The organism is Aeromonas sp. S5(2024), from assembly GCF_041403025.1.
GTDB classification, from domain to species: Bacteria; Pseudomonadota; Gammaproteobacteria; order Enterobacterales; family Aeromonadaceae; genus Aeromonas; species Aeromonas hydrophila.
Genome location: NZ_JBGLRI010000003.1, coordinates 510,759 through 529,585 on the forward strand (window position 1 = coordinate 510,759; position 18,827 = coordinate 529,585).

22 protein-coding genes are annotated in these 18,827 nt (G+C 58.7%); all 22 read right to left on the reverse strand.

Annotation, left to right across the window (positions count from 1 at the left end):
* Positions 1–57: 57 nt before the first annotated feature.
* On the reverse strand, positions 58–870 hold the full coding sequence (locus ACB032_RS08900) for a VacJ family lipoprotein (protein ID WP_029301472.1): 813 nt from the start codon (positions 868–870) through the stop codon (positions 58–60).
* Positions 871–950: 80 nt separating this feature from the next.
* A complete protein-coding gene (ccmI, locus tag ACB032_RS08905) occupies positions 951–2,225 on the reverse strand; it encodes a c-type cytochrome biogenesis protein CcmI (protein WP_371137786.1) in 1,275 nt (424 codons plus the stop codon).
* Positions 2,222–2,701, reverse strand: coding sequence for a cytochrome c-type biogenesis protein (locus ACB032_RS08910; RefSeq protein ID WP_041217129.1), 480 nt, complete (start codon positions 2,699–2,701; stop codon positions 2,222–2,224). The genes ccmI and ACB032_RS08910 overlap by 4 nt, the downstream gene beginning before the upstream one ends.
* Positions 2,702–2,712: 11 nt before the next feature.
* A complete protein-coding gene (locus ACB032_RS08915) occupies positions 2,713–3,243 on the reverse strand; it encodes a DsbE family thiol:disulfide interchange protein (protein ID WP_005298853.1) in 531 nt (176 codons plus the stop codon).
* A complete protein-coding gene (locus tag ACB032_RS08920; RefSeq protein WP_011705302.1) occupies positions 3,240–5,195 on the reverse strand; it encodes a heme lyase CcmF/NrfE family subunit in 1,956 nt (651 codons plus the stop codon). The genes ACB032_RS08915 and ACB032_RS08920 overlap by 4 nt, the downstream gene beginning before the upstream one ends.
* Before the next feature lie 82 nt (positions 5,196–5,277).
* Complete coding sequence (ccmE, locus tag ACB032_RS08925; protein WP_011705301.1) at positions 5,278–5,769, reverse strand: cytochrome c maturation protein CcmE; 492 nt, start codon at positions 5,767–5,769, stop codon at positions 5,278–5,280.
* A complete protein-coding gene (gene ccmD / locus ACB032_RS08930) occupies positions 5,766–5,972 on the reverse strand; it encodes a heme exporter protein CcmD (RefSeq protein WP_011705300.1) in 207 nt (68 codons plus the stop codon). Before ccmD ends, ccmE begins: the two co-directional genes overlap by 4 nt.
* A 2-nt stretch (positions 5,973–5,974) precedes the next feature.
* Positions 5,975–6,715 carry a heme ABC transporter permease gene (locus ACB032_RS08935; protein WP_011705299.1) on the reverse strand — a complete coding sequence of 247 codons (741 nt, stop codon included), beginning with the start codon at positions 6,713–6,715 and terminating at the stop codon, positions 5,975–5,977.
* 163 nt (positions 6,716–6,878) lie between these two features.
* The gene (gene ccmB, locus ACB032_RS08940; protein WP_011705298.1) at positions 6,879–7,547 is read right to left on the reverse strand and encodes a heme exporter protein CcmB; all 669 of its coding nucleotides are present in this window, start codon (positions 7,545–7,547) and stop codon (positions 6,879–6,881) included.
* 5 nt (positions 7,548–7,552) lie between these two features.
* A complete protein-coding gene (gene ccmA / locus ACB032_RS08945; protein WP_371137787.1) occupies positions 7,553–8,188 on the reverse strand; it encodes a cytochrome c biogenesis heme-transporting ATPase CcmA in 636 nt (211 codons plus the stop codon).
* A 154-nt stretch (positions 8,189–8,342) separates the two neighbouring features.
* Positions 8,343–8,729: a DUF2802 domain-containing protein gene (locus ACB032_RS08950; RefSeq protein ID WP_011705296.1), complete on the reverse strand. Its 387-nt coding sequence runs from the start codon at positions 8,727–8,729 to the stop codon at positions 8,343–8,345.
* 18 nt (positions 8,730–8,747) lie between these two features.
* The gene (locus ACB032_RS08955) at positions 8,748–9,236 is read right to left on the reverse strand and encodes a chemotaxis protein CheW (protein WP_005298836.1); all 489 of its coding nucleotides are present in this window, start codon (positions 9,234–9,236) and stop codon (positions 8,748–8,750) included.
* A 69-nt stretch (positions 9,237–9,305) separates the two neighbouring features.
* Entirely contained in the window at positions 9,306–10,178 is an 873-nt protein-coding gene (locus ACB032_RS08960; protein WP_371137788.1) for a chemotaxis protein CheW, read from the reverse strand.
* Complete coding sequence (locus tag ACB032_RS08965; protein ID WP_011705294.1) at positions 10,175–10,969, reverse strand: ParA family protein; 795 nt, start codon at positions 10,967–10,969, stop codon at positions 10,175–10,177. The genes ACB032_RS08960 and ACB032_RS08965 overlap by 4 nt, the downstream gene beginning before the upstream one ends.
* Positions 10,970–10,973: 4 nt before the next feature.
* Positions 10,974–11,900, reverse strand: coding sequence for an OmpA family protein (locus ACB032_RS08970; RefSeq protein WP_371137789.1), 927 nt, complete (start codon positions 11,898–11,900; stop codon positions 10,974–10,976).
* 2 nt (positions 11,901–11,902) lie between these two features.
* Positions 11,903–12,640 carry a flagellar motor protein gene (locus ACB032_RS08975; RefSeq protein ID WP_024943899.1) on the reverse strand — a complete coding sequence of 246 codons (738 nt, stop codon included), beginning with the start codon at positions 12,638–12,640 and terminating at the stop codon, positions 11,903–11,905.
* Between the two features lie 2 nt (positions 12,641–12,642).
* Positions 12,643–13,758: a chemotaxis response regulator protein-glutamate methylesterase gene (locus ACB032_RS08980; protein ID WP_371137790.1), complete on the reverse strand. Its 1,116-nt coding sequence runs from the start codon at positions 13,756–13,758 to the stop codon at positions 12,643–12,645.
* 32 nt (positions 13,759–13,790) lie between these two features.
* Positions 13,791–15,980, reverse strand: coding sequence for a chemotaxis protein CheA (locus tag ACB032_RS08985; protein WP_371137791.1), 2,190 nt, complete (start codon positions 15,978–15,980; stop codon positions 13,791–13,793).
* A gap of 11 nt (positions 15,981–15,991) precedes the next feature.
* Positions 15,992–16,732: a protein phosphatase CheZ gene (locus ACB032_RS08990; RefSeq protein ID WP_011705289.1), complete on the reverse strand. Its 741-nt coding sequence runs from the start codon at positions 16,730–16,732 to the stop codon at positions 15,992–15,994.
* 12 nt (positions 16,733–16,744) lie between these two features.
* Entirely contained in the window at positions 16,745–17,128 is a 384-nt protein-coding gene (gene cheY, locus ACB032_RS08995; RefSeq protein WP_010634617.1) for a chemotaxis response regulator CheY, read from the reverse strand.
* 111 nt (positions 17,129–17,239) lie between these two features.
* Positions 17,240–17,959 (reverse strand): RNA polymerase sigma factor FliA, encoded by a 720-nt coding sequence (locus ACB032_RS09000; protein ID WP_017409955.1) that lies wholly within the window; start codon positions 17,957–17,959, stop codon positions 17,240–17,242.
* Positions 17,952–18,827 carry a MinD/ParA family protein gene (locus ACB032_RS09005; RefSeq protein WP_010634619.1) on the reverse strand — a complete coding sequence of 292 codons (876 nt, stop codon included), beginning with the start codon at positions 18,825–18,827 and terminating at the stop codon, positions 17,952–17,954. The genes ACB032_RS09000 and ACB032_RS09005 overlap by 8 nt, the downstream gene beginning before the upstream one ends.

Consider the following 18,827-nt stretch of genomic DNA (forward strand, 5'->3'; position numbering starts at 1 on the left):
ACGAAAAAGGCGCCCGTAGGCGCCTTTGTTACATCAATCGAGCAGGATGCACTGGCATCACTGGTCGATTTCATCCAGATAGTCGTCCAGATTGCTGTCGTCTTGCTTCTCCTGCTGCTCTTGCTTGAGCTCGGTCTGACGGCCGGTCACCTTGTTCTGGTTGTACTGCAGATAGAAGTCCTTGGTCAGGGCATAAGGATCGAGCGCGTTGTCGATGATCCGCTCCTGATCGATCAGCTTGGAACGGGTACCCAGACCATCCAGCGCCCAGTGGGTGATGCGCAGGGGCAGGGTCAGCAAGGCATAGGGGAAGTAGATGGTATCGATGGTATCCCCCACCAGCTTGCGGGTGGTGGTCGGGCCGTAGACCGGCACCATCAGGTAGGCACCATCACCGATATCGGCGCGGCCCAGCACGGTATTGAGCTCCAGCTTGTTGCGCGCAAGGCCGGCATGCTTGGCCACGTCGAAGATACCCAGCAGACCCACGGTGGTGTTGAGGGTGAAGCGACCCAGGTTGGTGCCCGCCCCCTTCAAATCGCCGGTGATGAGATGGTTGACCATGCTGCTCGGCTCGTTGAAGTTTTCCACCAGGTTTTCGATGCCGTCCTTCATTCCCTGCGGAATATAGCGGGCATAGCCATGCACCACGGGACGGGCCACATAGGGCTCCAGCACATCGTAGTTGACGGCCCACATGGCCCGGTTGGCGCCCTGGAACGGGTCACGCCCATCGCTGGCCGTGCTGGTCGCACCGGGCCGGCTCGGCGTCTCCTTGAGGTCAAGGCTCTCGGGCCCCTGCTTGGGCGGGCCGCCAGCACAGCCCCCCAGCAACAAGGCCACCATCAATGCCCCTACACGCACATACATATGGAAGTCCTAGCTTTTTATTGTGATTAATCTGAATTATAGGCAGCCCGGCCCCATCGAGGGGCCGGGCCAAAGGCGTATTAGAGGGCGTGATCGATGCGGATGTCAATCGGCGCTGAAGGAATCGAACCGGTGGCGACCGGAACGGAGACGCCTTCAAACGCTCCTTCCTTGTTCATGACGTTGCCGCCACGGGAGAGGCGCGCCTTGAACTGCAGCTCGGGGTAGGCAGCCAGCTTGTTGCCTTCCATCATGGCGTCACCGTCACCCAGCGACAGGGTCAGCGGGAAGTGCGGCCCCGGGATACGCTTGACCGCAATGGGCATGGGCGGTCCGTTGGGGATCACCGCAAACACGAACAAATGGGCATCTTCCGGCAGTGCAATGCCATCGGCCAGCGTCACCTTGAGCGGGAACTCGCCAGCCTTCACCTCCAGCACCTGGTCAGAGGCCGCGTTCTGCCCGCTCGCCTCAGCCGGCACGGTCGCACTGGCCATGTCGCGTTTTTTCAATTGCTGCTCGGCATAGTCGATGGAGCGCTCCACCATGGTGTAACGGGTCGAGCCCTTCTCCATCAGCGGCAGCATCTCGCGCCAGCGTTGCAGAGCGGTCTTGAAGTCCTCTTTTTGCAGCGCCATGAAGGCGTAGACGGAGCGCGCCTCGATATTGGCAGGATCCTGGGCAATGGCCACCCGCAGCAGCTGATCGGCTTGCGCGTCATCCCCTGTCATCATCAGCGCCTGGGCGTAGGGCACCGCCACCATCGCCTTCTGCGGAGCAAGCCCGTAGGCCCGCTCCAGCGCCTCGCGGGCCATCTCGGGATCATTGCCATCCAGTGACAGCCGCCCCAGCAGCAGCCAGCCGCGGTAATCATTCGGCTCATCCTTCAAGCGGGTACGCAGGGCCAGGGTGAAGTCCAGCAGATCCTGCTCGGTAACCTCGGCGTCCCGCTCCACCAAGATGCGGTTGCTGAGCTCGCCCAGCCGGCTGTTGGCATCCTGCCAGCGGCTGACCTCCTGCCAGGAGCCGAGCTTGTAGTAGAGCCCCAGGCTCACCACCAGCAGCACCAGCACACCCGGGATCCAGATCATGCTCTTGCCGCCGCGGGCGGTCTGCTCCACGTCGGGGATGTCGTCCAGCAGGCTGCGTTGCAGCTCGATCAGGGAATCCTGCTCTTCCGCCAGCACTCCTTGCTCGCGCTCTTCCCCGATCTCCAGCAGACGCTGGCGATAAAGCTGTTTGTTGAGGGCCGAGCGGCTGATGCTCTGCTTGCCCTCACCCCGCCACAACGGCAGCACCAGCGCCAGACTCACCAGCGCCAGCAGGGCCGCGATCACTATCCAAAATGCGGTCATTGTTTCTCTTCCTCTTTGAGCAGGGTAGCCAGACGACGCTGCTCCTCCGCGCTCAGGGCGCTATCCGCCGGCGTGGCCGCCGCGGGACGACGGCGACTGCGCACCACCACCATGACGACACCGATGACGATCACCAGCAGGGGGCCAAGCCAGAGGATCAGGGTCGATGCCATCAGCGGCGGGTTGTACAGGATGAAGTTGCCGTAACGGGCGACCATGTAATCCACCACTTCCTGCTTGTCCTTGCCCTCGCGCACCATCTGGTAGGTCTTGTCCCGCAAGTCCTTGGCCAGGCCCGCGTTGGAGTCGGCGATATCCTGGTTCTGGCACTTGGGGCAGCGCAGCTCCTTGGTCAGCTCGCGAAAGGTCTGTTCCTGGGCGTCGCTGTCGAAGGTGTAGACATCGATGGCGGCCAGCGCCTGGCCCGCCCCGCCCAGTCCCGCCAGCAGCAGCAGGGACGCAATAAACATTCTCATCAGGCTCTCCCTCACTTCATGGCGTCATAGATGGGTTTGAGGGTGCTGGCCCACACCTCGGGGTTGACGTCCCCCACGTGGCGATAGCGAATGATGCCCTGGCTGTCGATGAAGAAGGTCTCCGGCGCGCCGTAGACCCCCAGATCCAGCCCCAGCATGCCGTCGGGATCATAAAGATTGATCTGGTAGGGATTGCCGAGCTCCGCCAGCCAGTTGATGGCCTTGGCCCGTTCATCCTTGTAGTTCATGCCGACGATGTAGATCCCCTGCCCCGCCAGCTGCTTGAGGTAGGTGTGCTCCCCATAGCAGGTCGGGCACCAGGTGGCCCAGACGTTGAGCAGCATGGGGCGTCCTTTGAGGATGCTCCTGTCATGCTGCTTATTGAGGTCGTAGATGTCCTGCAGGGTGAACACGGGCACCTCCTTTCCCACCATCACGGACTCGAGCTTGGTGGGGTCGGAGTAGAGCCCCTTGAACAGAAACACGGCCCCCAGCAGAAACACGATGAAGGGGATCAGAAACAACCAGGTCTTCTTGCTCATGCCTTGGCCTCCTCGTCACGACGACCGAAACGGTAGCGCTTGTCCAACATCGCCAGCACGCCGCCGATGGCCATGAAGACGCCGCCGAACCAGATCCAGCGCACGAAGGGTTTGTAGTAGATCCGCACCGCCCAGGCGCCGCTGTCGAGCTGCTCGCCGAGTGCCGCGTAGAGATCCCGAGTGAAGCCGGCATCGATGGCCGCTTCGGTCATCGGCATCCGGGTCACCTTGTACATGCGTTTCTCCGGCTTGAGCAGGGCGACCTGCTTACCGTCCTTGTGCACTTCCAGCACGCCCTTGAAGCCGTCGTAGTTGGGGCCGTTCTTCTCCTTGATACCGGTGAAGACGAACTCGTAGTCGGCAAACTGGACCCGATCGCCGGCCTGCATCCGCAGATCCTTCTCGATGCTGTAGTTCTGGGTACAGGCGATGCCGATGATGCTCACCGCGAGGCCCACATGACCCAGGATCATCGCCCAGTGGCTGTTGCCAAGGCGGCGCACGCCAACGGCGAAGCTGTGCTTGTGGGTGGCACGCACCCAGGTCTCCTGCACGCTGGTCACGATGATCCAGGCGCCAAGCCCGATACCGAGCGCAGCCCAGGGCTTGAACTCCTCGGCCAGCAGCAGCGGCAGCAAAATGGCAGCGGCCAGGCTCAATACCAGCGCCAGCACCACCTTGCCCTTGAGCTCCCCCAGCTCCTGGCGGCGCCAGCGAAACAGCGGGCCGACCCCCAGCAACAGGGCGAACGGAATGATCAGCCAGCTGTAGATGTGGTTGAAGAAGGGAGTACCGATGGAGATGCTGCCCAGCCCCAGCTCCTTGTGTACCAGCGGCAGCAGGGTGCCGAGCAGCACGGTCAGCAGACCCGCCACCAACATGATGTTGTTGCACAGCAGCAGGGTCTCGCGGCTCCACAACTCGTGCTTGCCGTGGCTTCTCACCTGGGAGCCCTTGAAGGCAAACAGCAGCAAGGAGGAACCGATTACCGCCAGCAGGAAGCCCAGAATGAACAGGCCGCGGGTCGGGTCGGAGGCAAACGCATGCACCGACACCAGCACGCCGGAGCGCACCAGGAAGGTACCCAGCAGGCTCAAGGAGAAGGCGGAGAGCGCCAGCAGCACGGTCCAGGCCTTGAAGGTGGCGCGTTTTTCACTCACCGCCAGCGAGTGCAGCAGGGCGGTGCCCGCCAGCCAGGGCATGAAGGAGGCGTTTTCTACCGGATCCCAGAACCACCAGCCGCCCCAGCCGAGCTCGTAATAGGCCCACCAGGAGCCCAGCACGATACCCAGGGTGAGGAAGACCCAGGCCGCCATGGTCCAGGGACGCGACCAGCGCGCCCAGGTGGCATCGAGCCGGCCGGTCATCAGCGAGGCGATGGCAAAGGCGAACGCCACCGAGAAGCCCACATAACCCATGTAGAGCATCGGCGGGTGGAAGATGAGGCCGGGATCCTGCAACAGCGGGTTGAGGTCGCGCCCATCCACCGGGAAGTAGGGCAAGGTACGAATGAAGGGGTCGGAGGTAAACAGCACGAAGGCGGTAAAACCGACCGAGATGAGGCCGAGCACGCCGAGCACCCGCGCCACCGCGTCGAGCGGCAGGCGACGGCTGAACATGGCGACGGCCGCAGTCCAGCCCCCCAGGGTCAGCACCCACAGCAGCAGCGAACCTTCATGGGCGCCCCACACCGCGGAGATGCGATAGGCCAGCGGCAGCAGGCTGTTGGAGTTGGTGGCCACGTACTGCACGGTAAAGTCGTTGTCGATGAAGGCCCAGGTCAGGCACAGGAATGACAGCAACAGCAGCAGGAACTGGGCATAGGCCAGCGGGCGGGCCGCCGACATCATGCCAAGGCGCCCCCATTTGGCCCCGAGCAGCGGATAGCTGCCCAGCAGCAGGGCGGTGGCGAAGGCCAGGATCAGTGAAAACTGTCCCAATTCAGGGATCATGGCTGAACTCCTTTCAAATGAGCCGCAGCACGAACCTGTAAACCGGCTTGAAAAGGTGAAAACGGTGCGAATGCTGCCGGGATCATTGCTTGCTCCCCTTCAGTTGCGCCTCGGTATATTCCGGCTTGAAGTGCATGCCGTTGGTGGCATCGGCCACTTCCGGCGGCATGTAGTTCTCATCGTGCTTGGCCAGCACCTCGAAGGCGGCGACCGTGGTGGCATCCTTGAGGGTGCCCTGGGCAACGATGCCCTGCCCCTCGCGGAACAGGTCCGGCAGGATGCCGTCAAACTCGACGGTCACCAGATGCCCGCCGTTGTCCACCAGCTTGAAGGCCACCTTCAGGCTCTGGGGATCCCGCTGTACCGAACCCGGTACCACCAGACCGCCGATGCGCAGGCGCTGTCCCTCTTCCGGCTTGATCTTGTCCGGCCCCTTGCCCTCTACCAGCTCACTCGGGGTATAGAAGAGATCGATGTTCTGGCTGAGGGCATAGAGCACTAGGCCGATCACCGCGGCAAGCCCGGCACTGATCGCCAGGATGATGGTGAGGCGTTTCTTGCGTCTCGGGTTCATAGGGTGTTCTCCATCTGCTGGGCCGCCTTGCGGCGGGCCTCGCGCGCCTGCTTGTTGCGCAGTTCACCGAGCAGGGCGCGGGTTTTCATACGGGTGGAAATGACGATGCCGACCAGGCAGAGCAGGGTCAGACCGAAAGAGAGCCAGACGTAGAAGGCGTAACCGCCCATCGCCAGAAAGTCACTGAATGAGGCAAAGTGCATGCTTACTTCTCCTGCTCGGCTATCTCTTTGACCCAGGGGCGGTGCCACTCCCGCATCAAGAGCTCGTTTCGAAAACGCATCAGGGAGAGGGCCCCGAGGAAGGCGGCAAAGGCCAGGATCATGATGAGCAGCGGCCACAGCATCTCGGGGGAGATGGAAGGCTTGTCAAACTTGGTGATGCTGGCGCCCTGGTGCAGGGTGTTCCACCACTCCACCGAGTAGTGGATGATGGGCAGGTTGATCACCCCCACCAGCGCCAGGATGCCGGCGGCACGACCGGCCAGCACCTTGTCGCTGAAGGCGTTGTAGAGGGCGATGACACCGAGATAGAGGAACAGCAGGATCAGCTCGGAGGTGAGTCGTGCATCCCACACCCACCAGGTGCCCCACATGGGTTTGCCCCAGGCGGCGCCGGTAAACAGTGCGATGAAGGTGAACACGGCGCCGACCGGCGCGACCGCGGCCACCGTCATGTCCGCCATCCGCAACTGCCACACCAGACCGATAAAGGCAGCCACCGCCATGGTGGAGTAGGCCCCCATGGAGAGGATCGCGGCCGGAACATGGATGTAGATGATCCGGAAGGAGTCGCCCTGCTGATAATCCGCAGGTGCAAAGGCCAGTCCCCAGAGGGTGCCGATGATGAATGCCAGCAGGCTTGTCACGGCAAACCAGGGCAGCAGGGTCCCTGCCAACTGGTACGCGCGCTCGGGTTTAGCGTAAGGGTGCAACCATTTCCACATAGCTCACAAAACCTTTCTGTTATTAATATCGTGGCGAGGCCTACCATACCCACTGCCGGAAAACATCACATCCCCCGAAAGCAATAAGCAGCCATCCTCTTGATCTATCTCAATTATATTTTTTATAACGGCCCTTCCATGGCCACTTTTTCAGACGCTTTCGTCAATTCACGCTGACTCGCAGCGCCGCCGAGACCGCCAGCGGGGTCAGGGTCAACGCACCGGCCAGCATGGCCCCCAGAATCGCCAGCTGCCCCGAATAGGGCAGCCCCATCCCCGCCGCATCGATGGCGGAGGTGGCAAAAATCAGTACCGGAATATAGAGCGGCAGGATCAGCAGGCTTAGCAGTACGCCCCCCTTGCGCAAACCGACCGTCAGCGCGACGCCGACCGCCCCGAGCAGACTCAGCACCGGCGTCCCCAGCGCCAGGGTGGCGACCACCGCCAGATAGGTGTTCATGTCCAGTGACAGCAAAATGGCGAGCAGCGGGGAGATGAGCAGCAGTGGCAGGCCGGTCAGCAACCAGTGAGCGATCACTTTGGCCAGCGCCAGCAAGCCCAGCGGATGGGGCATCAGCATCATCTGCTCCAGCGCACCGTCGCCAAAATCGTCGCGAAACAGCCGCTCCAGCGACAGCATGGCCGCCAGCAGGGCAGCCACCCAGATGATGCCGGGAGCGATGCGGGCCAGCAGCTTGGGCTCAGGGCCGATCCCTAACGGAAACAGGGTGATGACGATGAGGAAAAACCAGAGCGGGTTGAGGATGTCGGAGCGCTGGCGCAAGGCCATCAACAACTCGCGGTGGATCAGGTGCATTACGGCGCGCAACATCAGAACTACTCCTGCAGCAAGGGCGTGAGAGAGAGGGTCTTCAACCGTCCCTGCATCAGGGTCATGTCCTGATGGGTGGTGAGGATCACCATGCCCCCTCGTTCGGCGTGGGTCAGGAACAGCCGCTCCAGCACCTTCACCCCCTGCTTGTCGATGGCGGTAAACGGCTCATCCAGGATCCAGAGCGCCGGCTTGTCGCTGAGCCACAGGCGGGCCAGCGCGACACGGCGCTGCTGGCCGGCAGAGAGCTGACCGGTGGGGTTGTCTTCAAACCCGGCCAGACCGACCTGGGCCAGTACCCGCCACAGATCCACGCTGGTATCGGCTGCATGGTGCAGTTTCTGGTAGAAGGCGAGGTTTTCGAGCGGTGTCAGGGCAGCCTTGACGCCAGGCTGATGACCGAGATAGAGCAGATTGGCGTGATATTCATCGCGGCAACTGTGGATATTTTCGCCATTCCAGCACACTTCACCGGCAAATGGTTGGGACAAGCCAGTCAGCAAGCGCAGCAGGCTGGTCTTCCCTACCCCGTTGGGGCCTTCAATTTGCACCAGATCACCGGGAGCCACCGCAAAGGAGAGATGTTCAAACAGAGTGCGATCTTCACGCACGCAGCTCAGATTGTGAATTTGAAGCAGCATGAGGATGTAATCAGTGAAAAGAAGCGGCCTGCATATTAACACAGTATCGGGAAGCGTCTTTTCAAAGATGCCAATTATCAGCAGGATTTGTGGGGGAGATCCCGCCTTGAAGAGAGGGGAGGAAAATCAGGAAGGCGGACGCCTTCCCGAACATTCATGAGCGGCCTTTTCGCAATGAAATCAACAATTCAGCCTCGGCCTTAGGCAATTCACATTCATTCATGACCTCATCGAGGTCGGCACCGAGTTCCACCATCTTGGCGGCGCGGCTGTACAGGCGACGTTCCGGATCCTGCAGGGTCAGCTCCTGCTGGCGATCGTTGATCTGCTGCATGGCCCCTTCGACGGACTGCAGACGCTGGCCCATGCCGATGGCCCCGGTATGCAGCTCCATCATCTGCTTGCGCAGGCTCTCGAGCTGCCCTTGCAGCGTCTCCACCCTGGCCTCGGACTCTCGCTGGCCACGTCGGCTGCCGATCACCCCATACAGGGCCAGCACCAGCGCCAGCAAGGACAACCCCAAGGCGGCAATTTCAATCATCAACACATTATCTTCCTATCAGAGGGAACCGATATCTTCCCACTCTTCATCGGAGAGCAGCTTGTTCAGATCGACCAGGATCAACAGCTGACCATCGCGGTTGCTGACCCCCTGAATGAACTTGGCACTCTCTTCGGTACCCACCGCCGGGGCCGCGTCGATCTCGGAGGAGCGCAGATAGACCACCTCGGCCACGCTGTCGACCATGATGCCGATCACCTGCTTCTCCGCCTCGATGATGACGATGCGCGAGTTTTCACTCACATCGCCGGAGGGCAGGCCGAAACGGGAACGGGTATCGATGACGGTCACCACGTTGCCGCGCAGGTTGATGATGCCCAGTACATACTCGGGTGCACCGGGCACAGGAGCGATCTCGGTGTAGCGCAGCACCTCCTGCACCTGCATCACGTTGATGCCGTAGGTTTCATTTTCCAGCTGGAAGGTGACCCACTGCAGCACTTCATCTTCGGCCAGATTCTGTGCAATATTGCGCTTTTCTGTCATGTTTTTATTCCTTTTATGAAAACGTCTACTGGTAAAACTAGCAATAAAACAGCCCGAGTGCAGAAGTTATCAGCGACCTTCTATGTTGACCCCGCGCTCCAGCAACAGGAGCAATTCTTTCACATGCAGCAGGGCACACATCTTCTCCTTGACCATGCCCGCCAGCCAGGGGCGTTTGCCCTCCTGATGGCGCCATTTGACCTGGTCACGATGCAATAACTCCGTTCCCTTCAGATGATGGCAGGCAAGTCCCCAGGGAGATTCACCCAACATGATCAAATACTTGTAATCAGGCACTTCCAGATGCTGGCCGGGCATGACCCACTGCGCCGTGTCCACCACGTTCATCTTCTGTTCGCGGGAAGTCATGATCCCCTTGTACCAACCTGGCTGACCAAACAGGGTGTTCACTTCTCCCAGTTGATGAATACCGCCAAGCTCGGTCAACGGCACCGCAAAGGTGACACCGGCAACCTCAAAGAACAGCGCCTGAAACTCCTTGCCGGTATCGATATTCTCCCAGGTGGAGGGGGCAACCTCCTCCTGTGGCGCCAATGCAACATCGGTTTCCGTCACCACCAGCGTGGCAGGATCCGCAGCTGCAGGCTCAGGCATCACCTCGGGCCAGACCGGCTCGACGGGCAGCAGGGCATCTTCGGCCTCAATCTGGAGTGGCTCGCTGACGACCTCTTCATGGCTCAGCGCGTCGATTTCAAACTGCACCTGACCGACCTGAGCCAGCAATTCACTCAACTGCTCCAGCCGTTGATCCGCCTCCAGATAGGGTTGCGCCACCTTATCAATCACCGGCTGGGGCTGACGCTGCAACTGGATGACGGGGGCAGAGTCAGGCTCGTCAGACGAATCCAGCAACAGCGCATCATCCAGCAACAGGGAGTGGAAGTAATCATCCATGGCCCGAACTTGGGTGGTATCTCTCATGATGTCACCTCATGAGCACGCTGACGCTCTTGCGCATCAAGATAGTTGAGCAGGGTCTCATAGGCATAGGTGCCACGGCTGCTCGGCGAATAGATGGAGGGGGGAATGTGAAGCAAACTGGCATCCCGGAACTTGGTATCTATGGGTATGACGGCATTCCATACCGCATTGCCGTGCTGCTCCTTGATGGACTGCAGAGTCATCAGCGAGGCACGGGTTCGCTTGTCAAACATGGTGGGAATGACGGTATAACGGAACTTCTCCCGCTTGGAACGCTGCATGATTTCAAACGTCTTCATCATCCGCTCCAGCCCTTTGAGCGCCAGAAACTCGGTCTGCACCGGCACCAGGATCCGGTCACACGCCGCCAGCGCATTGACCATCATGACCCCCAAGACGGGTGGACAGTCGATCAGCACGTAATCGTACTGATCCTGAATGCGCAGCAACGCCCGCTTGAGTACCAGCCCCATCCCTTCCCGATTGCCCATTACTCGATCGAGGGTCGCCAGGGTGATTGACGCGGGCAGCAGATGAATGTTGTCAAACTTGGTGCGCAACGTCAGTTTATTGACGAGCTCTGCCGTTGGTTTGACCGCCTGAAACAGCTCATAAAGAGTGCCATCCAGCCGGTCAGAATCAAAATCGAGATAAGAGGTCAGGGAGGCATGAGGGTCGGTGTCAATCAACAGCACCCGCTGGCCGCGCTGGGCCAGAATACCGGCCAGCGAGACCACTGTGGTGGTTTTACCGACCCCACCCTTTTGGTTGGCAACCGTCCAAACAATCACTGTATCAATCCTGCCTCGTTGTTATGCGTATGCCACCACCTGGCAGCGTGATCACCTTGACCTCTCCTGCCTCGACCGCCTGTTGCACGGCCGGCACTTGCGTCTCCGTTACAGCCTGCACCGGGGGAGTTGATACCGGTGCAGGTGGCACCCAGGCGAACTTGGAAATAGCGACCACCACCTTGCGATTCTGTAAACGCCCCTGCTCGGTACTGTTGTCTGTGAAGGGAGAAAACTCCCCGTAAGCTTCATAGGCCAACCGCTGCGGCGCTATCCCTTTCGCGATGAGCGCGGTGAGTACGGCTTCCGCCCTTGCCGCAGACAACGTCCAGTTGGAACGAAAAATTTCATTATTTATCTGCTGGTTATCGGTATAGCCGCGTACTCTTACATAGTTATCGACCTGCTTCAGAATACTTGAAAGAGTATTTAGCACGGGATCGGCATTGGTACTCATGAAAGCACTGCCACTGCCGAACAACAGACCTGAGCTCAACTCGACCGTCAACCAGTTGTCATTGAGCGTCAACTTGACCACCCCGGCATCGACCAGAGAACCCATGCTCTCCTGCAATTGCGTATCGATCTTCGCAAGAGTCATACCATCTTGCGCGACGGGAACACCTGAGATGGGAGCCAAAGAGGGTGAGCGGGCTGTGGCGCTCTCCAGAACCGAGGAGGCGGCAGATACCTCGTTGTTCAACAACGACTTTCCCTGCCCTTCCAGCAAACCGTCGCTGCGTGGCTGCATGACGTTGAATGCCTGGGTCATGCCATCGATGACCGCGCGATACTTGTCCTTGTTGACCAGCGCCACCGAATAAAGCACAACGAACAGGGCGAAGATCAGCGTCATGTAATCGGCGTAGGAAACCAGCCAGCGATCGAGATGTTCCCGACCTTGCAGATGCAAACGGTAGCGCTTGCGCATGGCTATTCTCCCTTCAGATAAGCCTTCAACCGCCGTTCAACCTGAGGACCATTTTCGCCGTGGGCGATTGCCATCAAGCCTTCCAGCGTCATCTCCTGAAACAGGGCGTAATGATAGTGAAAAGCCCGTAACCGGTTGGCAATCGGCAGGTATAACAGGTTGGCAAAGCCAACCCCGTAAATAGTGGCGACAAACGCAACGGCGATACCGGCACCCAGCGAGGCGGGTTCTTCCAGATGAAACATGGCCTGGATAAGTCCAATCACTGCGCCAATGATACCTATGGTCGGACTGTAACCCCCCATGGCTTCAAAGACCCTAGCGGAGTGTTCGTTTCGCTCCTGCTCGATATCGATATCTGCTTCCAGCAACATGCGAATATCATCTATCGACACCCCGTCCACTATCATGGTGAGCCCCTGTCGGGTAAATTCGTCGCTCTCCTGATCCGCCTGGTTCTCCAGCGCCAGCAACCCTTGCTGACGTGCAAACACGGCCCAGGCTTGCAGTCGTTCAGCTTGTGCGACCAGATCCCAGGCGGGAGGTAACAGCATCCAACGGGTCTGTCTTATCGCTTCCAGTAGAAACTTGCGTGGCGTCTGCAAAATGACAGCACCCCAGGTTCCTCCTACAACGATGACGAAAGCAGGCCCATCAAGCAGGGTGAGCAGGTTGCCGCCATGCCATAACTGGGCAATGGCGATGGCTCCCAGTGCCAGGATCAGGCCGAACATGCCCATCGTTAGCGGCCCAGCTCAACCAGGATTCGTTGTGCAACCCGATCAAGCGGCAGTGATTCCGTGGCGATGCCGGCTTTGGCAACCGCTTGCGGCATGCCATATACCACGCAGGAGGCTTCGTCCTGCGCCCAGATGGTAGAGCCCTGCTCCTTGAGCAGACGCGCACCATCCCGACCATCCGCCCCCATCCCGGTCAACACGATGGCAAGCACCTTGTCGGCATAGGTTTTGGCAGCAGACGCAAAGGTGATGTCGACACATGGCTTGTAATTCACCTTGTCATTGCCATCGACAATCCGGATGCGGGCACCCGCACCACGCCCTTCCAACAGCATCTGCTTGCCGCCCGGAGCCAAGTAGGCATGACCAGGTTTGAGCACATCACCATCTTCCGCTTCCTTGACCCCGATCTGGCACAGACCGTTGAGGCGAGCAGCAAACGCAGCGGTAAAGGTTGCCGGCATATGCTGGATCAACAAGATGGGATGAGGAAAATCACCGGGTAATTTGGTCAACACGTTCTGCAGCGCAACCGGGCCCCCCGTCGAGGTACCGATAGCCACCAGCTGATAACTCTTGCCACTGCGTTTGAAGGCTGCTGCAGGCATGCCGCGCGGCGGCTCGGCCTGACGCTCTGCTGGCCGGGCGATTGAGCTACCCAGCGGGGAACGGGCGGCGGGCTCAGGGGCTTTGGAACGAGCAGGTGCCGCCATCAGGAAACGCTTGCGGGAAATCTCCTTGACTCGCTGCTGCAACAGGCGAACGGCTTCATCCTTGTCACGGGCGATATCTTCAAATTTCTTGGGCAGGAAATCGAGCGCCCCGGCATCCAGCGCATCCAGCGTCGCCTTGGCCCCTTCATGAGTCAAAGAGGAGAACATCAGGATCGGAGTCGGACACTTGGCCATGATCTCGCGTACGGCACTGATGCCATCCATCACGGGCATCTCGATGTCCATGGTGATCACATCCGGGCGCAGCTGGATCGCCTTGTCCACGGCCTCACGTCCATTTTGAGCCGTATCGATCACCGTCAGCATGGGATCCTGAGTAATGATCTCGCTGACCCGACGACGGAAGAAGCTCGAATCGTCGACAACTAATACCTTGACTGCCATTGTTATTTTTCTAACTCCTTGGGCCTGGGCTATCAATGTCTACGGGCATACGCCTTGAGCAGACTCGGCACATCCAGAATGAGTGCAATACCGCCATCGCTGGTGATGGTGGCTCCCGCCATGCCTGGGGTACCTTGCAACAGGCTGTCCAGCGGCTTGATCACCACTTCTTCCTGGCCAATCAGGTTATCCACGACAAAACCGATCTGCTGCGTGCCAATCTGCACGATGACCACATGACCCGTATCCTGCCGTGATTTCTTGTGCTTGCCCCTGACCAGCCAGTTATACAGATAGAAGAGCGGGATGGCTTTTTCGCGCACTATGATGGTGAGCTGGCCATCCACCATGTTGGCCTTCTTGAGATCCAGGTGGAAAATTTCGTTCACGCAGCCCAGCGGCAACGCGAAGGTCTGCTCACCCACTTCCACCATCAGGGTCGGCAGAATGGCCAGGGTCAGCGGCACCTTGATTTCAAGACGGGTGCCCTTGCCCCAGGTCGAATCGATATGCACCGAGCCATTGAGGCTGACGATACTGGTCTTTACCACATCCATCCCCACACCACGGCCGGAGATATCCGAAATCTCGGACTTGGTAGAAAAACCGGGGGCGAAGATCAGGTTGTAGGCATCGTTGTCGCTCATCCGAGCTGCCGTATCGGCATCCAGCACACCACGGCTGATGGCGATGGACTTGAGCTTCTCGGGATCCATACCGGCACCATCATCTTCGATGCACAGCAAGATATGATCGCCCTGCTGGGAAGCACTCAGGGTAATGGTGCCCTGCCGTGGTTTGCCTGCTTTCTCACGAACATCCGGCATTTCAACGCCATGGTCACAGGAGTTGCGCACCAGGTGAACCAGCGGATCCGCCAGCGCTTCAACCAGGTTCTTGTCCAGATCCGTCTCTTCCCCGACCATCACCAGCTCGATTTCTTTCTTGAGGGTACGAGCCAGATCACGAACGACGCGCGGGAAGCGACCAAACACTTTCTTGATGGGCTGCATGCGGGTTTTCATCACCGCACCTTGCAGGTCTGCCGTCACCACATCCAGGTTGGCAACCGCTTTTGACATGTCTTCATCGTTGCTGGCAATACCAAGGCTGACCAGACGGTTACGCACCAATACCAGTTCACCCACCATGTTCATGATGACGTCCAGCGTCTTGGTATCCACCCGTACGGTGGTATCGCTTTGTACTGCGTTGTCAGCAGGCGCAGGGGCCGGTTGCTTGGCTGGCGCAGGGGCTGGTGCCGGTTTTGCCGGTGCAGCAGCCGGTTTGGCTGCAGCCGGTGCCGGGGCTGGTTTGGCGGCCGGAGCTGGCGTGGCGGCAGCGGGTGAGACCGCGGCCTGCACAGGTGCTGCTGGCGGCGTAATACTGGTTTGCGGCCCCTGGCCACGACCGTGCAATTCATCCAGCAGACGCTCGAATTCATCGTCATCGATCAGTTCGTCGACTTCTTTTTGCACTGATTTCAATGGGTTACTTTCAGGTGCTCCGCCATGTTGACCCTGACCATGCAATTGATCAAGCAGGGCCTCGAACTCATCGTCGGTAATATCTCCTGAGCTTGCCACCACCGGGCTAGCGGCAGCAGTCGGAGCACCTCCCACCCCATGCAGTTCATCGAGCAGGCGTTCGAATTCATCGGCGGAGATCTCGTCGATGGAGCCCCCACCACTGACGACGGAAGAAGCGGGGACGGGATCGGCGACAGGTTCCGGGATGGCTGCGGCCACCTCGACCACCTCTTCAACGGCAGGAGCCATCTCTTCAGACGCCACACTGCCACCCGCAGAAGCGGTCAACAGCTGCTCTTCCCCTTCAGGCTTGCAGAGCTCATGCAGGTCGTGCAGGATTTCAGCGGAAGCCGGGCTTGGCGGTTCGCGATTCTGCACCTGGGCAAACATCACATTGATGGCATCCAGCGCCTGCAAAATAACATCCATCAACTCGGCGGTAACGGTTCGCTTGCCATTGCGCAAGATATCGAACACGTTCTCGGCACCGTGACAAACATCCACCAACTCGGTCAGCGAGAGAAAGCCGGCACCGCCTTTGACGGTATGGAAGCCGCGAAATATGGCATTCAACAGATTCTTGTCATCGGGTCGCTTTTCCAAGTCGACCAGTTGTTCAGACAACTGTTCCAATATTTCGGATGCTTCGACCAAAAAGTCTTGCAGTATGTCTTCATCAACTTCGAAGGCCATGCGTCACTCCATTAAAATCCCAGGCTAGACAGCAGATCGTCCACATCATCCTGACCATTGACCACATCGGAACGAGTCTCAGGGTTCATGATGGGGCCTTCCGCTTCAATCCCGCTTACAGGAAGGCTGCGAGAAGAATGCTCAGCAGATGCCTCACCAAACATAGTCAGCATTTCTATTAATTTAGTTTCAACTTCCTGAACTAACTTGATGACCTTGCGGATCATCTGGCCGGTCAAATCCTGAAAATCTTGCGCCATCAGGATTTCTGTCAGCAGTTGCCGTAATTTATCGGCATCAGATTCAGAAGCCTTAATGAAATCATCCAGTTGGTGACATAAAGACTTGAACTGCCCAACACTCATCTCTCTGCTCATCAGGGCATTCCAGTTGGGCAGAACAAGCTGAATATTGTCATTTAATCGATCGGCAATCGGTAGACTGGCTTCCACTGCATCCATGGTGCGATTGGCAGCCTTGTCCGTCATGTCGATGACATAACTGAGTCGCTCCCGCGCATCGGGGATTTCATGGGTGGCCAGATCGGGGATCCGGGGATCTAGTCGAAAATCTTGTAGGGAATCATGCAGTTGTCGGGTCAACTGACCCACTTTGTCAAACAAGGCCGCCGCATTGGGAGCACACGCATCGGCGATGAGCGTGTCGGCCTGTTCAAATTCACCTTGCTCAAGATGGGCAACAAGCATCCTTGCCTGATCGAGCGAAATCATTGCACTCGTTTTGGCCTTCATCCCTGCTGCTCCTTAGCCGATTCGTTCAAAGATTTTGTCGAGTTTCTCTTTGAGCGTTGCAGCAGTGAAAGGCTTGACGATATAGCCATTGACGCCGGCCTGGGCAGCTTCAATGATCTGCTCGCGTTTCGCTTCAGCAGTCACCATCAGTACCGGCAGGTGTTTGAGTTTGTCATCGACGCGAATAGCCTTGAGCAGGTCGATGCCTTGCATGCCAGGCATGTTCCAGTCGGTCACGACAAATTGAAAATCACCATTTTTCAACATTGGCAAGGCCGTGTTGCCATCGTCTGCTTCGTGGGTGTTGTTGAATCCCAAGTCACGCAGCAAGTTCTTGATAATCCGGCGCATCGTTGAAAAATCGTCAACAATGAGGATTTTCATGTTCTTGTCCAAAATTCCCTCCTAAATAGCCGCCAGAGCGGCTCACTTACATGATGCAGATCGCAGGTTTTGTTTTGCGGATTATGCCTTAGAGTTTTGTTTCAGTGTAGCCAGTACAAACACTTATACATGCCAATCTCTTAAACGCGCGCGTAATCTGTGCATCGCCTGACTGTGTATCTGGCTCACGCGAGACTCGCTGACGTTCAATACCTCGCCTATTTCACGCAAGTTCAGTTCTTCATCGTAGTAAAGGGAGAGCACCAGCGCTTCCCGCTCCGGCAGGCGGCCGATGTGTTCGGCCAGCGCTCCTTGAAAACGTTCGGCGGCCAGTTCATCAAACCCGTTGCTGCCCGGCTCGTCATCGGGGTGGCCAATGACATCCTCGCTGACGCCGAGATCTTCGATGCCGATGATCTTGCCGCAGGAGACATCCTGCAGCATGGCGTGATACTCACCAAGGCTGACCCCCATCTGAGCAGCTACCTCGCTATCGCGAGCATCACGGCCATGGGCTTGTTCAACATTTTCGATGGCTTCGGCGATGGTGCGGCTGTTGCGGTGTACCGAACGCGGCACCCAGTCACCCCGCCGGATCTCGTCGAGCATGGAACCGCGGATGCGGATCCCGGCGTAGGTTTCAAAGCTCGCCCCCTTGCTGCCGTCAAAATTGCGAGAGGCTTCGAGCAATCCAATCATACCTGCCTGGATCAGGTCATCCAGCAAGACACTGCTTGGCAGGCGAGCCAACAAATGCTGGGCGATCCGTTTCACCAGCGGAGCATGACGCTCGACCAGCACATAGGAATCCTGATGACGCAAGTACGCTTGGGCTTTATTCACGGGAACCTTCCTGTGCTATGACCGGCTTTTGCAGCAAATTTTCCAGGAAAAATTCGAGATGACCACCGGGTTGGTTAGGAATGGGCCAGCTTGCCGCCTTGTTGGCCAGCGCTCTGAACGCCAGCGCGGCCGGGGACTTGGGGAAGGCTTCGACAATCAGTTTCTGCTTGCGCACGGCGGCTCGCAGATTGGTGTCGTAGGGGACGCAGGCAACCAGCTCCAGCGAGGTATCCAGGAAACGGTCGGTGACCCGGGTCAGCTTGGCGTAGAGTTCCTGCCCTTCGCGCAAGGAGCGAACCATGTTGGCCACCACCTTGAAGCGGAAGACGCCGTGCTCCTTGGAGAGGATCTTGATGAGGGCGTAGGCATCCGTGATGGAGGTCGGTTCATCGCACACCACCACCATGATGTCCTGGGCCGCACGGGTGAAGCTCAGCACCATGTCGGAGATGCCAGCTGCCGTATCCACCAGCAGGATGTCGACCTGGGTCTTCATCTCGCTGAAAGCGCGGATAAGCTCGGCGTGTTGCACCGGCGAGAGCTCGACCATGGACTGGGTGCCCGAGGTGGCCGGCACTATCATCATGCCGTAAGGACCCTCGACGATGATGTCGTCGATGGTGCATTCGCCGGCCAGCACGTGGGACAGGTTGCGATGCACCCGCAGTCCCAGCATGACGTCCACGTTGGCCAGGCCAAGGTCGGCGTCCAGTACCATCACCCGTTTGCCCTGGGCGGCCATGGCTCCCGCCACGTTCAGGGTCACGTTGGTCTTGCCGACGCCACCCTTGCCACCAGACACGGCGATCACTTTTACTCGATTGTTTTGACGCATTTTGCGCAGACCACTCGCCTGATCCATATACAT